We start from the raw sequence: 13,986 nt of genomic DNA on the forward strand, positions 1-13,986 counted from the left end.
GGCTCCTCGATGACCACTTCGACCCATTTCCCGCCCGCGATCGCGCCGCTCGACGACGCATTGCGCAAGCGCCTGCAGCGTGTGATCGACCACAAGACCAAGCCGCCCGGCAGCCTCGGCCAGCTCGAGGCGCTCGCGCTGCAGCTCGGCCTGATCCAGCGCACCGAGCGGCCGGTCGTGCAGCGTCCGGTGACGATCGTGTTCGCGGGCGACCACGGAATCGCGGCCGAGGGCGTCAGCCCTTATCCGCAGGCGGTGACCGCGCAGATGGTCGCGAACTTCCTGGCCGGCGGTGCGGCGATCAACGCGTTCTCGGGCGTCGCGCAGAGCACGCTCGAGATCGTCGATGCGGGCGTTGCGTCACCGCTGCCACTGTCGGACCGGCTGGTGTCGCTGCCGGTCGCGCGCGGCACGCGCAACTTCGCGGCGGAACCGGCGATGACGCGTGAAGAGGCGATGACGGCGCTGGCCGCCGGCGCGGCGCGCGTCCGCCTGCACGCGTCGCTCGGCACGAACGTGATCGGCTTCGGCGAGATGGGGATCGCGAACACGTCGTCGGCCGCCTGCCTGATGAGCCGCCTGCTCGACGTGCCGATCGACGCATGCGTCGGCCGCGGCACGGGCCTCGACGACCAGGGCCTCGCGCACAAGCGCGCGGTGCTCGGCCGCGCGCTCGTCAAGCACTCGCATGCGATCGCGCCGCTCGACGTGCTCGCGACGTTCGGCGGCTTCGAGATCGCGATGATGACGGGCGCGTACCTCGCGGCCGCGAGCGAACGGATGACGATCCTCATCGACGGCTTCATCGCGACCGCCGCGCTGCTCGTCGCCGAGCGCATCGCGCCCGGCGTGCGCGACTACTGCGTGTTCTCGCATACGTCGCACGAGGCCGGCCACCGGCGCATGCTCGAGCATTTCGGCGCGAAGCCGCTGCTCGCGCTCGACCTGCGGCTCGGTGAAGGCACCGGCGCCGCGCTCGCGCTGCCGCTGGTGCGCGCGGCGGCCGCGTTCCTCAGCGAAATGGCGAGCTTCGAGTCCGCCGGCGTCGACAATCGTGACGCCTGAGCGCACGCGCGGCATGCGGGACGAACTGCGCTACTTCTTCGTCGCGCTCGGCTATTTCACGCGCGTGCCCGTGCCGCGCTCGATCGGCTATGCGGCCGGCGATCTCGACCAGGCCGCGCGCTATTTCCCGCTCGTCGGCGCGTGCATGGGCGCATGGGGCGCGCTGGTCTATCTCGTCGCGCTGCGTGCGCTGCCCCCATCGATCGCGGTCGGGCTGTCGATGGCCGCGACGCTGCTCGCGACCGGCGCATTTCACGAAGACGGCCTCGCCGACAGTTGCGATGCGTTCGGCGGCGGTTACACGCGCGACGACGTGCTGCGCATCATGCACGATTCGCGGATCGGCACGTTCGGCGCGGTCGCGCTCGTGATCGCGCTCGGCTTGAAATGGCAGGCGCTGACGTCGATGCTGCCGCTGCGCGCCGCATGGACGATGATCGCCGCGCATGCGGCGAGCCGCGCGATGGCCGTGAGCCTGCTGATGTCGCTCGACTACGTGCGGCCCGAAGGCAAGGCGAAGCCGGTTGCGCAACGGATGGGCGCACGCGCGGCGTGCGTCGCGGCGGTGTTCGGACTGCCGTGGCTGTTCTGGCCGGACTGGCGCATGGGCGTTGCCGCATGCGTGGCGCTCGTGCTCGTGCGCGCGTGGGCGGCCCGCTATTTCGTGAAGCGGATCGGCGGTTATACGGGCGACTGTCTCGGCTTCACGCAGCAACTGGGCGAACTGGCGATCTATCTCGTGGTGCTCGGATGGACGTCGTCCTGATCCGCCATCCGGCCGTCGGCATCGAGCCTGGCATCTGCTACGGGTGCAGCGACGTGCCGCTCGCCGAATCGGCCGATCGCGGTGCGCAAGCCGTGCGTGCGCATCTGTCGACACTCGGCGCGCCGTTGCCCGACCAGGTCTGGACGAGCCCGCTGACGCGCTGCGCGTCGGTTGCCGAGTGGCTCGCGCGGGCATGCGACGTGCCGCTGCGGCGCGATGCCGACTGGCAGGAAATGGATTTCGGCGCGTGGGAAATGCAGCGCTGGGACGATATCGACCGCGCGGCACTCGATGCGTGGGCGGCCGACCTGATGCATGCCTGCGCGCACGGCGGAGAAAGCGTCGCGCGATTCGTCGCGCGGGTTGCACGGCAGGCCGATGCGCTTGCGGAGTTCGACGGGCCGCAATGGGTCGTCACGCATGCGGGCGTGATCCGCGCATTCGCGTCGCATGTCTTGCGCGTGCCGCTCGATACGTTGTTGTCGCGGCCGGTGCCGACGGGCGGAGCCGTCTGGCTGCGCGCGGAGGGTGACGCGCAAGCATGGGAAGTCGTGCACTGGGACGCATAGGCGCACGTGCGTCTGCAGGTGAATGACGCTGCGCACAGATCGATCTGTCTCAGCCGCCGGACGCATCCGGCATCAGCGCGCGATGCACTCGCCAGCCGCTGGAAATAATCAGCGCGCCGGCCGCCGCGCACGCGCGGCATCCAGATCCTCGCACAGCGCGGCCGCGCCCTGCGCGATCCGCGGCGACGGCCGCGTCAGCAGATCGCCGTCGATCGCGAACAGGTTGTGGCGCGCCACGGCCGTCAGCGCGGGCCACGCGCGCCAGCGCGCGAGGCTCGGCAGCGGTTCGCTCGAACGGGTCGCACCGGCACTCGTCGTCACGATCGCTTCCGGATTCGCCGCGAGCACGGCCTCGTCGGTCACGGCGGGCGCGAGCGGCTTGAGCGACGCGAACACGTTGCGGCCGCCGCAGAGTTCGAACACTTCGTTGATCAAGTGCGTGCCGTTGAGCGTCGTCAGCGGGCGATCCCACACCTGGAAGAACAGCGTGACGGGCGGGCGTGCCGCGTAGCGTGCGCGTAGTGCCGCGATGTCGCGCGTCAAGGCGGCCGCGGCGGCATCGGCAGTCGGTTGCGTGCCGAGCAGCGTGCCGAGCCGGCGCAGCGACGACGACACGTCGTCGAGATGCTTCGGTTCGCTGAAGAACAGCGGGATGTGCAGCGCGCGCAGCGCGTCGGTCTGCCGCTCGGCGTTGCCGTGCCGCCAGACGACGATCAGGTCGGGCTTCAGCGCGGCGATGCGTTCGAGATCGAGCGCCTTGTTGTCGCCGACGCGCGGCACCGCTTGCGCGGCGGCCGGATAGTCGCTGTACGTGACGGTGCCGACGAGCTTCGCGCCGCCGCCCGCCGCGTAGACGAGCTCGGTCGCGTGCGGCGCGAGGCTGATCACGCGCTGCGCGGGCGCGGGCAGCGTGACCGTATTGCCGGCGTCGTCGCGCGTCGTGACATCGGCGTGGACGAGCGGCGCGTGAGCGAGCGCGGCCAGCAGCGCGGCCGGCGCGAGTCGGCGGAACAGGCGTGGACTCATGCCGGGGCCCGCTGCAGCAGCGGCACGCAATGCGCGAGCGCATCGCCGAGGCGCTGCCATTCGGCTTCGTTGCCCGGCAGGCCGACGCGCACGCTCGACGGGGTCGGGAAGTGCCGCGTCCAGATGCCGCGCGCCGCGAGCGCCGCATGCAGCGCCGCGGCGCGCGGGTCGTCGGTCCAGCTGAAGAGTGGTGTGGCATGAACCGCGAAGCCGTGCGCGCGTAGCAGCGCGGCCAGTCGTTCGCCGTCGGCCGCGAGCCGCTCGCGGGTAGCCGCTTGCCACGCACGATCGGCGAACGCCGCGGCGACCGCGTGGCGCGCGGGGCCGCCGACCGTCCACGCGCCGAGCCGGTCGCGCAACGCGACGATTTCGTCGGGGCATGCGAGCACGAAGCCCGCGCGGATTCCGGCGAGCCCGAAGAACTTGCCGACCGAGCGCAGCACGACGAGCCCCGGACGATCGACCTGCGGCGCGAGCGATGGCGCGGCGCCCGTATCGGCGAACGCTTCATCGACGATCAGCGTGCCGCCGCGTGCCGCCAGTTGCGCATGCCAGCCGAGCAGGCGCTTGGTCGGCACGAACTCGGCAGTCGGATTATTCGGATTCCCGACGATGACGTGGCGCAGTGTCGCGGGCAGCGCATCCGCGCGGATGTCGAGCGCGACGACGCGATGGCCGTGGCGCGCGAACGCGGGCGCGTATTCGCCGTACGCGAGCGCCGCGACGCCGGCGTCGCCGGTCGGCAGCAATGCCGGCAACGCACGGATCGCGGCCTGGCTGCCGGCGACCGGCAGCACGTGCGCGGCATCGGGCGCGTCGTAGTACCGCGCGGCGCAGGCCGCGAGGCCGTCGCCGTCGTCGGGCAGCCGGCGCCATGTGTCGGCCGGCACGGGCGGCACCGGGAAGCCCGCCGGATTGATGCCGGTCGACAGGTCGAGCCACGCGTCGTACGGAATGCCGTGGCGGCGGGCGGCTTCATGCAGGTTGCCGCCGTGCGCGATGGATGAATCAGACATGTTGGGTGGCCATGACGAGTGCGCCGCTCGCGACCAGCAGCGCGAGCCACAGCGCGAGCGTGCGCGTGACGAGCGACAGCGCGGCGACGATGTGAAGGGCGGTGGCCGTGGCGCCGGTGCCGAGCGCCGGCCGATCCTCGATCTCGCCGTGATAGACGGCAGGGCCGCCGAGCTGCACGTTCAGGCTGCCGGCGCCCGCGGCCATGACGGGGCCCGCGTTCGGGCTGTCCCAGTGGCGCGCCTGCGTGCGCCAGCAGCGCCACGCGGCGGCCGTGTCGCCGAGCAGCGCATAGCTTGCGGCGGTGAGGCGCGCGGGTATCCAGTTCAGCGCATCGTCGATGCGCGCGGCGGCCCAGCCGAAGGTCAGGAAGCGCGGCGTGCGGTAGCCCCACATCGCGTCGAGCGTGTTCGCGAGCCGGAACAGCAACGCGCCGGGGCCGCCCGCGACGACGAACCAGAAGAGTGCGCCGAAGATCGCGTCGTTGCCGTTTTCGAGCGCCGATTCGACGGCGGCGCGCGACAGCGCACCTTCGTCCGCGCTGCTGGTGTCGCGCGACACGATGCGTGCGGTCAGCGCGCGCGCCGCGTCGAGGTCGCGCCGCAGCAGCGCGGCGGCGATCGGCGCGACGTGGTCGGCGAGGCTCTTCGCGCCGAGCGCGAACCACAGCAGCGCGACGTGCAGCGCAGCAGCGAACGGCCACGGCAGCACGGCGACGAGCCATGCCGCGACGGCCACCGGCGGCACGACCGCCGCGAGCCACGCGGCGACGCCGACCACGCGGCCGCGCCGGCCCGTGTTCAGCGCGGCTTCGATGCGCGCGGCGAAGCGGCCGAACGCGACGAGCGGATGCCAGCCGGCCGGCTCGCCGATGGCGCGGTCGACGATCGCGGCCGCGACCGCGAGCATCGCGACGACGGGCAGCGATAGCATCAGCATGACGGCGCGCCCGCCTTGAGGTCGAGCGGCAGCCCGGCCACCAGCAGCGTGACGCGCGTCGCGAGCGCGGCGACGCGCTGGTTCAGGCGCCCGAGCTCGTCGACGTAGCGGCGCGTGACCGACCCGAGCGGCACGACGCCGAGCCCGATCTCGTTGCTGACGACGATCACCTTTGCGCGCGCGCCGCGCAACGCGTGCTCGAGCCGCTCGACCTGCGTCGCGTACTGCGCGTCGTCGAGCGGTTCGCCGTCGGCGGGGCACAGCAGGTTCGTGAGCCACAGCGTCAGGCAGTCGACGAGCAGGCACGCGTGCGGATCGTCGAGCCGCGCGAGCGTGCCCGCGAGATCGACGGGCGCGTCGGCGAACCCCCAGTCGGCCGGCCGGCGCGCGCGGTGATGCGCGATGCGCTGCGCGAATTCGGCATCGGCGGCGGTTGCGGTCGCGATGTAGGTGACGGGGCGGCCGCTGTCGGCGGCGAGCCGCTCGGCATGCGCGCTCTTGCCCGAGCGCGCGCCGCCGAGGACGAAGGTAAGGTCGTGCGGAATCATCGCGTGATTGTAACGGGGCGGGCGACCCGCCGCGGGCGATAATGCCGCCTTTGCTTCGCGACGACCTTTTACACGATGAATGCACCCGAGCCGCGGCCGCGCGGCACGCTGATGATCCAGGGCACGACGTCCGACGCGGGCAAGAGCACGCTCGTCGCGGGCCTGTGCCGCCTCGCGCGCCGCGGCGGCGCGCGCGTGGCGCCGTTCAAGCCGCAGAACATGGCGCTCAACAGCGCGGTGACGGTCGACGGCGGCGAGATCGGCCGCGCGCAGGCGTTGCAGGCGCTGGCCGCCGGCGTCGCACCGCATACGGATTTCAATCCGGTGCTGCTGAAGCCGACGAGCGACCGCGGCGCGCAGGTGATCATTCACGGCAAGGCGCGCATGAACCTCGACGCGCGGGCGTATCACGACTACAAGCCGGTCGCGTTCGACGCGGTACTCGAGTCGTATGCGCGCCTGCGCGCCGGTTACGACACGGTGATCGTCGAAGGCGCCGGCAGCCCGGCCGAGATCAACCTGCGCGACGGCGACATCGCGAACATGGGGTTTGCCGAGCGCGTCGACTGCCCGGTCGTGCTGGTGGCCGACATCGATCGTGGCGGCGTGTTCGCGCATCTGGTCGGCACGCTCGCCTGCCTGTCGGACAGCGAGCGGGCGCGCGTGCGCGGCTTCGTGATCAACCGCTTCCGCGGCGACCTCAAGCTGCTCGAACCGGGGCTCGACTGGCTGCGCGCACAGACGGGCAAGCCGGTGTTCGGCGTGCTGCCGTACCTGCACGGGCTGCTGCTCGACGCGGAGGACATGCTGCCCGCGCAGGCGCGCAGCGCCGCCGTGCGCGGCGATGCCGGCGTGTTGCGCGTCGTCGTGCCCGCGCTGCCGCGCATCAGCAACCACACCGATTTCGACCCGCTGCGCGCGCATCCGCAGGTCGAATTCACGTACTGGAAGAGCGGCCCCGTGCCCGACGCCGACCTGCTGATCCTGCCCGGCTCGAAGAGCGTGCAGCGCGACCTCGCGTGGCTGCGCGACGCGGGCTGGGACGCGCTGATCCGGCGCCACCTGCGCTACGGCGGCAAGGTGATCGGCATCTGCGGCGGCATGCAGATGCTCGGCCGCACGCTCGACGATCCGCTCGGCCTCGAAGGTGCGCCCGGCAGCGTGCCGGGGTTCGGGCTGCTCGATTTCGACACGACGCTGCAACCCGACAAGACGCTGAAGAACGTGACCGGGCAACTCGCGCTGCCGGGCGAGCCCGCCGTGCGCGGCTACGAGATCCACATGGGCGACACGCGCGGGCCGGCGCTCGCGACGCCCGCGCTGACGCTGGCCGCCGATGCCGCGCAGGATGGCACGCGTGCCGACGGCGCGAGGTCGGCCGACGGCCAGATCCTCGCGACCTACGTGCACGGGCTGTTCGACGCGCCCGACGCCTGCGCGGCGCTGCTCGCGTGGGCGGGCCTCGACGGCGCGGCCCGCATCGACTACCCGGCGCTGCGCGAGGCGTCGCTCGAGCGGCTGGCCGACACGTTCGCCGAGCATCTCGACCTCGACGCGCTGTACGCCGAGTTTCGGTGAGACCGCGCCGGTCCGCCCTCGCTTTTTCCGCCCGATCGCGTACAACAGAGGAGGGCGGAGGTCCGCCCGAAGGAGGGCGACGATGAGGGCTCGATGGTGGTGGAGCGTGCTGCTTGCGGCGCTGCTGGGCGCGTCCGCGGCTGCGCATGCGTGCGATTCGTATGCGCCGGGCGGCGGCCAGTCCGGCGGCGACGCCACGCAAGGCAAGAGCGGTTACTGAGCAGGATGCAGGGCATGATCGGTCATGCCCTTTTTTGCTTCAATTCGTTCCCGGGTGGAATCAATTTAAGCTGAATGGTGTGTTTATCGGCGGAATCGATTCGAATAGAGTGCGATCCATTCCCATCCACTCACGAAGGAATTCGTCATGAACGCCAACCGCCTGAACGATTTCGCCGCGACGCTGCTGCGCGTCGCCCTCGGCGTGCTGTACCTCGCGCACGTCGCGCAGAAAGTATTCGTCTTCACGCTGCCCGGCACCGCGCAGTTCTTCGCGTCGATCGGCCTGCCGGCCTGGCTCGCGTACCTGACCACGTTCGTCGAACTGGCGGGCGGCCTGGCGCTGCTCGCGGGGTTCCGCGTGCGCATCGCCGCGCTGGTGCTGCTGCCGTTCATGCTCGGCGCGGTCGCCGCGCATCTGCCGAACGGCTGGAGCTTCGCGTCGCCGCACGGCGGCTGGGAATATCCGGCGTTTTGGGCCGTCACGCTGGCCGTGCAGGCCCTGCTGGGCGGCGGCGCGCTCGCGATCGGCGCGCGGGAGGCCGCGGCCCGGCGCGCGTGACGTGAAGGAAAGCAGACGAAAGCGCCACGCGGTTCGGTGCGACCGGTTCCGGTGACACCCCGTTTGCCGATATCATCGCTCCCTGTATCCGCAATCGAGCGGCGCCTGCCATGCGGCCGGCGCCGCGCGGCTTTTTCGGGGAAATTCATGACGGTCATCGTGGTGGCGAATCCGAAGGGCGGCGTGGGGAAGAGCACGCTGTCCACCAATCTAGCCGGCTATTTCGCGGCGCAGGGCGCGTGGGTTGCGCTGGCCGACCTGGACCGGCAGCAGTCCGCGCATGCGTGGCTCGACCTGCGGCCGGCCGGCTTGCCGGCGATCGAGGCGTGGGATCTCGACCCGGAGGCGCCGTCGAAGCCGCCGCGCGGCCTCGAATATGCGGTGATCGATACGCCGGCCGGCCTGCACGGCACGCGGCTCAACGTCGCGCTGCAACTGGCCGACAAGGTGATCGTGCCGCTGCAGCCGTCGATGTTCGATATTCTCGCGACCCAGCAGTTTCTGGAGCGCCTCGCCGGCGAGAAGGCCGTGCGCAAGGGCAGCGTCGAGGTCGGGATCGTCGGGATGCGGGTCGACGCGCGCACGCGCTCGTCCGACCAGCTGCACCGGTTCGTCGAAGGGCTCGGCCTGCCGGTGCTCGGCTACGTGCGCGACACGCAGAACTACGTGCAGATCGCCGCGCACGGCCTGACGCTGTGGGACGTCGCGAAAAGCCGGGTCGAGAAGGATCTCGAACAGTGGCGGCCGATCGTCGAATGGGCGGAGCGTCGCGCGCCGAAGGCCGAGAAGGCCGCCAAGGCGTCCTGAGCGCCGCTGGGCTGAACTCGGGCGATGCCGGGCGGCCGGTTGCGGCCGAGCAAGGCAGGGGCGAATGACAAAGGGCCTGATCCGGCATCGCGCCGGATCAGGCCCTTTCTTTGTATGCAGTTTCGACCGTCGCGACGCGCGCGGCGCCGGGACGGCCACCCGGCGTGCCGTGACACGCGCGGGCGGGCGGCCGCATTACGTCCAGTTCTGCGTCGGCACGTGATCGCGGTGGCCCTTGATCTTGTTGCCGTCGTCGATGAACACGAGCTTCGGCTTCCAGCCGGCCTGCAGTTCGGCTTCGTCGACCATCGCGAACGCGGCGATGATCACAAGGTCGCCGAGCTGCGCGCGGCGCGCGGCCGAGCCGTTCAGCGAGATCATCCCGCTGCCGCGCTCGCCCTTGATCGCGTACGTCGAGAAGCGCTCGCCGTTGTTGATGTTCCAGATGTCGATCCGTTCGTTTTCGATCAGGCCGGCCGCTTCGAGCAGGTCTTCGTCGATCGCGCACGAACCTTCGTAGTGCAGTTCGCAGTGCGTGACCGCCGCACGGTGGATCTTCGATTTGAGCATGTGGCGCTGCATGGTGTCTCCGTGATGCGTCGTGAGAGGCGCGGGCGGGCCGCCCGTCAGATTTCCAGGTTGTCGATGAGGCGCGTCGCGCCGAGCTTCGCGGCCGCGAGCACGACGAGCGGTTCGCCGGCTTCGAGTTCGGCGGCGCTCGGGGCGATCAGGTTCGCGCGGCGGCGGATCGACAGGTAGTCGGGCACCCAGCCGCGATCGGCCAGGTGCGTGCGGGCCTGCTGTTCGAGCTTGCCGAGATCGTGCTCGCCGGCGAGCACGCTGTCGCGCACGCGCTGCAGCGTCTTCGCGAGTTCCGGCGCTTCCTTGCGCTCGTCGACCGACAGGTAGCGGTTGCGCGACGACAGCGCGAGGCCGTCCTCGTCACGCACGGTTTCGGCGGCGATGATGTCGACCGGCAGCGCGAGCTGCTGGCACATCCGGCGCACGATCATCAACTGCTGGTAATCCTTCTTGCCGAACACGGCGACGCGCGGCTGCACGCACGCCATCAGCTTCGACACGACCGTGCACACGCCGGTGAAGAAGCCGGGCCGGAACTCGCCTTCGAGAATCCCGCCGAGGTCGTCCGGCGGCAGCACGCGGTATTCCTGCGGCTCAGGGTACATGTCGCGCTCGGTCGGCGCGAACAGCACGTACACGTTTTCCTGCTGCAGCTTCTCGATATCGTCCTGGAGCGTGCGCGGATACTTGTCGAAATCCTCGTTCGGGCCGAATTGCAGCCGGTTGACGAAGATGCTCGCCACGACCGGGTCGCCGTGCTGGCGCGCGAGGCGCATCAGCGACAGGTGCCCTTCGTGCAGGTTGCCCATCGTCGGCACGAACGCCGTGCGGTTCTGTCCGCGCAGCTGGTCGCGCAGTTCCTGGATCGAGCTGATGACTTTCATGATCGGGTAGCGGGTTCCTCGCGCAGGCGCGCGTTGACGCCGCGGCAGCGGCGTCGGGGTCGAAGCGGAGAACGCCGGCGCGCGGGCGGCGCATCGGGCGTCGGCGGATTGTAGAGGATTTGGCCGCGCGACGCATCGATAAAAGAACGATCGTTCACTTTATATTGGGACGCGCCGGACACCCGCCGGACGGCCCTTCGCCGCGGCGAAGCGGCGAGCGTCGGAACGAACCGGGAAACGGGAAGCGGCGGGCGGCGGCCCTTACGCGGGCAGGTACGCGAGGCGCACGTAGATCGGCGCGAACGGCTCGGCCTGCGTGATCTCGAGCAGCGATTCGCGCGCGAGTTCGAGCATCGCGATGAAGTTCACGACGACGACCGGCACGCCGCGCGACGTGTCGAACAGGTCGGCGAATTCCATGAAGCGCGCGTTCTGCAGCCGGCGCAGGATCAGGCTCATGTGTTCGCGCACCGACAGCTCCTCGCGGGAGATCTTGTGGTGCTGGACGAGCTTCGCGCGCTTGAGCACGTCGGCCCACGCGGCGCGCAGGTCGTCCGAATTCACGTCGGGAAAGCGCGGCGTGACGCTCTGCTCGATGTACACCTCGGCGCGCAGGAAATCGCGGCCGAGCTGCGGCAACTGGTCGAGCCGCTGCGCGGCGAGCTTCATCTGCTCGTACTCGAGCAGCCGGCGCACGAGTTCGGCGCGCGGATCCTCGGCTTCGTCGCCGGTGTCGGCCTTCTTGACCGGCAGCAGCATCCGCGACTTGATTTCGATCAGCATCGCGGCCATCAGCAGGTACTCGGCCGCCAGCTCGAGATTCGACGTGCGGATCTGGTCGACGTAGCCCAGATATTGCGCGGTGACCTGCGCCATCGGGATGTCGAGCACGTTGAAGTTCTGCTTGCGGATCAGGTACAGCAGCAGGTCGAGCGGGCCTTCGAACGTCTCGAGGAACACCTCGAGCGCATCGGGCGGGATGTAGAGATCCTGCGGCAGCTTGAACAGCGGCTCGCCGTACAGGCGAGCGAAGGCCGCGACACCGTCGACCGTGTCGGGCGTCGAATCGGCGCCCGCGGGCGCGGCGATCGCGTCGTCCTGCCGGGCGGCGCTGGCCTCGTCGGCGGCGCTCACGTCGTCAGAAGTTCTGGTAGTAGACGTACGACGTTTGCTTCACGCGCGATTCCTGCTGCTCGGCGCGCTCTTCGAGATCGATCGGCTGCTTGTCCCACAGCAGGGAACGGCCCTTGCGCTGCTCTTCTTCGAGCGTCGGCTTCTGCTGCTTGAGCTGGTTCAGGAACTGCGTGACGTCGGACTGGTACGGCATGGCTGGATCTTCCGTTTCGGGCGGCGCACGATGCGCCGGATTCGCGATGGCGGGATTTTACCGCATCGCGGGGAACAGCCGGCGCCAATCGCGCGTCGAATCCGCGGGCCGGTGCCGGCGGGCATTGGGCGGCGGCCCTGTCGGGGCCTAGCACTCTTTCACAATCGTTTGGCTGTGACGCCCGCGCCCTGTGGTCAAATACAGGGTTTTCCATGTAACCGTAACAATCCAGGACGGCGAGGTCATATTTGGCGGGGCAGTCGAACCAGCAAGCACACACGGCGCATGACGCGGGCCCGCGCGCGGCACGCGATCGCGCCCGCGCCGCGGCCCGTGTCGCGCGGGCGGCCCTCGCGGGTTGCCTGGCCGCGTGCTTCGCGCTGCCGGCCCACGCGAAGTACGACGTCGACATCGACGCGCCGCGCTCGATCCGCAAGCTCCTCAAGGCGCATCTCGATATCGCCCGCTTCGCGAAGCGCGACGACATCAGCGACGACCAGTTCGACTTCCTCGTGACCGCCACGCCGCAGCAGGTGCGCGACCTGGCCGCGACGGCCGGCTATTTCTCGCCGGTCGTGCGCACCGACGTGCGCACCCGCGACGGCAAGCGCGACGTGCGCATCGCGGTCGATCCGGGCAAGCAGACCGTCGTGTCGACGGTCGACCTGGCGTTCAAGGGGCCCGTCGAAACCGAGGATCCGAAGCAGGAGACCGCCACCCGTTTCGCGTTCTCGATGAAGCCGGGCGACCCGTTCACGCAGTCCGACTGGGACGACGCGAAGGGCGCGGCGCTCCGGCAACTGCAGGCGCGCCGCTATCTCGGCGCGAAGATCGTGTCGTCCGAGGCGCGCGTCGACCCGCGCACGCAGCGCGCGACGCTCGCGGTCACGTTCGACAGCGGCCCGACGTTCACGATCGGCAAGGTCGATGTCGACGGCGTGCGCCGTTATCCGGAAAGAATCGTCACGAACGTCAATCCGCTGTCGGAAGGCGAGATCTACGACGTGCGGCGGATCACCGAATTGCAGCGGCAGTTGCAGAACACGCCGTACTACGCGAGCGTCGCGATCGACGTCGGCGACGATACGTCGAAGCCCGAGCGCACGCCCGTGCACGTGAAGGTCAGCGAGTTCCCGTACAACAACATCCGCGGCGGCGTCGGCTTCGCCACCGATACCGGGCCGCACGTGCAGGGTTCCTATACGTATCTCGACACCTTTGGCGCCGCGTGGCCGCTGACCGTGTCGGGCCGGCTCGACCAGATCCAGCAGTACGGGCAGGTCCAGCTGTCGATGCCGCCGGGCGAGAAGGGCTGGACCAACAGCGTGCTCGCGTCGTACACGAACACCAACGTGTCGGATACGCGCATCTACAGCGCGCGGGTCGGCGTGCAGCGCACGCGCACCGGCCAGTTCATCGACTATGCGTATTCGCTGATGTACTACCAGGATCGGCTCGACCAGAACGGCGCGGGGCCGACCACGAGCCGCGCGCTGGTGCCGCAGTGGGCGTGGACCCGCCGCAACGTCGACGATCCGCTGTTCCCGCGCTCGGGCAACCTGATTCACGCGGAGGCCGGCTTCGCGGTCAAGCACGTGCTGGCCGACGAAACCTTCATCCGCGGCTACGCGCGCGGGCAGCAGTACCTGCCGATCGGCAAGCGCGACCTGTTCGTGTTCCGCGCGGAGCTCGGCGGCGTGTTTACGAGCGGCAGCTCGACCGGCGTGCCGGCGTCGCTGCTGTTCCGCGCCGGCGGCTCGAACTCGGTGCGCGGTTACGGCTACCAGAGCATCGGCAACAGCGTCGACGGCTCCGTTCTGCCGACCAAGTACCTGATGACGGGCACGGCCGAATACCAGCACTGGTTCAACCGCGACTGGGGCGCCGCGGCGTTCTTCGACATCGGCACCGCGACCGATGCGTGGGGCGAGCGCGTGTTTTACCCGGGCGTGGGCGTCGGTGCGCGCTGGCGCAGCCCGGTCGGCCCGATCAACGTCGACGTCGCGTACGGGTTGCGCAACCACAGCGTGCGCCCGTACCTGACGCTCGGCATCGCTTTCTGAACCTGCCGTCCTATTGACGACGACCCGCACGACGAAC

At 70.2% G+C, this 13,986-nt stretch carries 16 protein-coding genes; 8 read left to right on the forward strand and 8 right to left on the reverse strand.

What is annotated here, in order from left to right; translation table 11 throughout:
- Positions 1–9 precede the first annotated feature (9 nt).
- The 3 genes from cobT to cobC are packed head-to-tail and all read left to right on the forward strand — an operon-like array spanning position 10 to position 2,400.
- Positions 10–1,065 (forward strand): nicotinate-nucleotide--dimethylbenzimidazole phosphoribosyltransferase, encoded by a 1,056-nt coding sequence (gene cobT / locus HWW87_RS22630; RefSeq protein ID WP_175822235.1) that lies wholly within the window; start codon positions 10–12, stop codon positions 1,063–1,065.
- A 13-nt stretch (positions 1,066–1,078) separates the two neighbouring features.
- Positions 1,079–1,831 carry an adenosylcobinamide-GDP ribazoletransferase gene (locus tag HWW87_RS22635; protein WP_175822236.1) on the forward strand — a complete coding sequence of 251 codons (753 nt, stop codon included), beginning with the start codon at positions 1,079–1,081 and terminating at the stop codon, positions 1,829–1,831.
- Complete coding sequence (gene cobC, locus HWW87_RS22640; RefSeq protein ID WP_175822237.1) at positions 1,816–2,400, forward strand: alpha-ribazole phosphatase; 585 nt, start codon at positions 1,816–1,818, stop codon at positions 2,398–2,400. Before HWW87_RS22635 ends, cobC begins: the two co-directional genes overlap by 16 nt.
- Positions 2,401–2,508: 108 nt before the next feature.
- Here the strand turns inward: cobC and HWW87_RS22645 are convergent, their stop codons facing one another.
- Genes HWW87_RS22645 through cobU form a run of 4 tightly spaced genes read right to left on the reverse strand, consistent with a single transcriptional unit; the run spans position 2,509 to position 5,927 of the window.
- Positions 2,509–3,426: a cobalamin-binding protein gene (locus HWW87_RS22645; protein WP_175822238.1), complete on the reverse strand. Its 918-nt coding sequence runs from the start codon at positions 3,424–3,426 to the stop codon at positions 2,509–2,511.
- On the reverse strand, positions 3,423–4,442 hold the full coding sequence (gene cobD / locus HWW87_RS22650; RefSeq protein ID WP_175822239.1) for a threonine-phosphate decarboxylase CobD: 1,020 nt from the start codon (positions 4,440–4,442) through the stop codon (positions 3,423–3,425). Before cobD ends, HWW87_RS22645 begins: the two co-directional genes overlap by 4 nt.
- Positions 4,435–5,379 carry an adenosylcobinamide-phosphate synthase CbiB gene (cbiB, locus tag HWW87_RS22655; protein ID WP_175822240.1) on the reverse strand — a complete coding sequence of 315 codons (945 nt, stop codon included), beginning with the start codon at positions 5,377–5,379 and terminating at the stop codon, positions 4,435–4,437. The genes cobD and cbiB overlap by 8 nt, the downstream gene beginning before the upstream one ends.
- Positions 5,373–5,927 carry a bifunctional adenosylcobinamide kinase/adenosylcobinamide-phosphate guanylyltransferase gene (gene cobU / locus HWW87_RS22660; protein ID WP_175822241.1) on the reverse strand — a complete coding sequence of 185 codons (555 nt, stop codon included), beginning with the start codon at positions 5,925–5,927 and terminating at the stop codon, positions 5,373–5,375. Before cobU ends, cbiB begins: the two co-directional genes overlap by 7 nt.
- A 75-nt stretch (positions 5,928–6,002) precedes the next feature.
- Here cobU and HWW87_RS22665 point away from each other — a divergent pair, with 75 nt between their 5' ends.
- The 4 genes from HWW87_RS22665 to HWW87_RS22680 all read left to right on the forward strand — a co-directional run bounded on the left by HWW87_RS22665 (position 6,003) and on the right by HWW87_RS22680 (position 9,093).
- Complete coding sequence (locus HWW87_RS22665) at positions 6,003–7,505, forward strand: cobyric acid synthase (RefSeq protein WP_175822242.1); 1,503 nt, start codon at positions 6,003–6,005, stop codon at positions 7,503–7,505.
- Positions 7,506–7,587: 82 nt separating this feature from the next.
- The gene (locus HWW87_RS22670; protein WP_162838115.1) at positions 7,588–7,725 is read left to right on the forward strand and encodes a hypothetical protein; all 138 of its coding nucleotides are present in this window, start codon (positions 7,588–7,590) and stop codon (positions 7,723–7,725) included.
- A gap of 147 nt (positions 7,726–7,872) precedes the next feature.
- On the forward strand, positions 7,873–8,286 hold the full coding sequence (locus HWW87_RS22675) for a DoxX family protein (RefSeq protein ID WP_175822243.1): 414 nt from the start codon (positions 7,873–7,875) through the stop codon (positions 8,284–8,286).
- 147 nt (positions 8,287–8,433) lie between these two features.
- Complete coding sequence (locus tag HWW87_RS22680) at positions 8,434–9,093, forward strand: ParA family protein (protein WP_175822244.1); 660 nt, start codon at positions 8,434–8,436, stop codon at positions 9,091–9,093.
- 195 nt (positions 9,094–9,288) lie between these two features.
- Here the strand turns inward: HWW87_RS22680 and panD are convergent, their stop codons facing one another.
- The 4 genes from panD to HWW87_RS22700 form a co-directional block, all read right to left on the reverse strand.
- Entirely contained in the window at positions 9,289–9,675 is a 387-nt protein-coding gene (gene panD / locus HWW87_RS22685; protein ID WP_011545962.1) for an aspartate 1-decarboxylase, read from the reverse strand.
- A gap of 44 nt (positions 9,676–9,719) precedes the next feature.
- A complete protein-coding gene (gene panC, locus HWW87_RS22690) occupies positions 9,720–10,559 on the reverse strand; it encodes a pantoate--beta-alanine ligase (protein ID WP_175822245.1) in 840 nt (279 codons plus the stop codon).
- A 261-nt stretch (positions 10,560–10,820) separates the two neighbouring features.
- Positions 10,821–11,693 (reverse strand): ScpA family protein, encoded by an 873-nt coding sequence (locus HWW87_RS22695; protein ID WP_175822246.1) that lies wholly within the window; start codon positions 11,691–11,693, stop codon positions 10,821–10,823.
- Positions 11,694–11,697: 4 nt separating this feature from the next.
- Entirely contained in the window at positions 11,698–11,886 is a 189-nt protein-coding gene (locus HWW87_RS22700; protein ID WP_006478107.1) for a DUF3460 family protein, read from the reverse strand.
- Positions 11,887–12,134: 248 nt separating this feature from the next.
- Here HWW87_RS22700 and HWW87_RS22705 point away from each other — a divergent pair, with 248 nt between their 5' ends.
- The gene (locus tag HWW87_RS22705) at positions 12,135–13,949 is read left to right on the forward strand and encodes an autotransporter assembly complex family protein (RefSeq protein ID WP_175822247.1); all 1,815 of its coding nucleotides are present in this window, start codon (positions 12,135–12,137) and stop codon (positions 13,947–13,949) included.
- Positions 13,950–13,986: the final 37 nt, after the last annotated feature.

The sequence above is a fragment of the Burkholderia sp. BCC0419 genome (genome assembly GCF_902830285.1).
Taxonomy (GTDB): Bacteria; Pseudomonadota; Gammaproteobacteria; order Burkholderiales; family Burkholderiaceae; genus Burkholderia.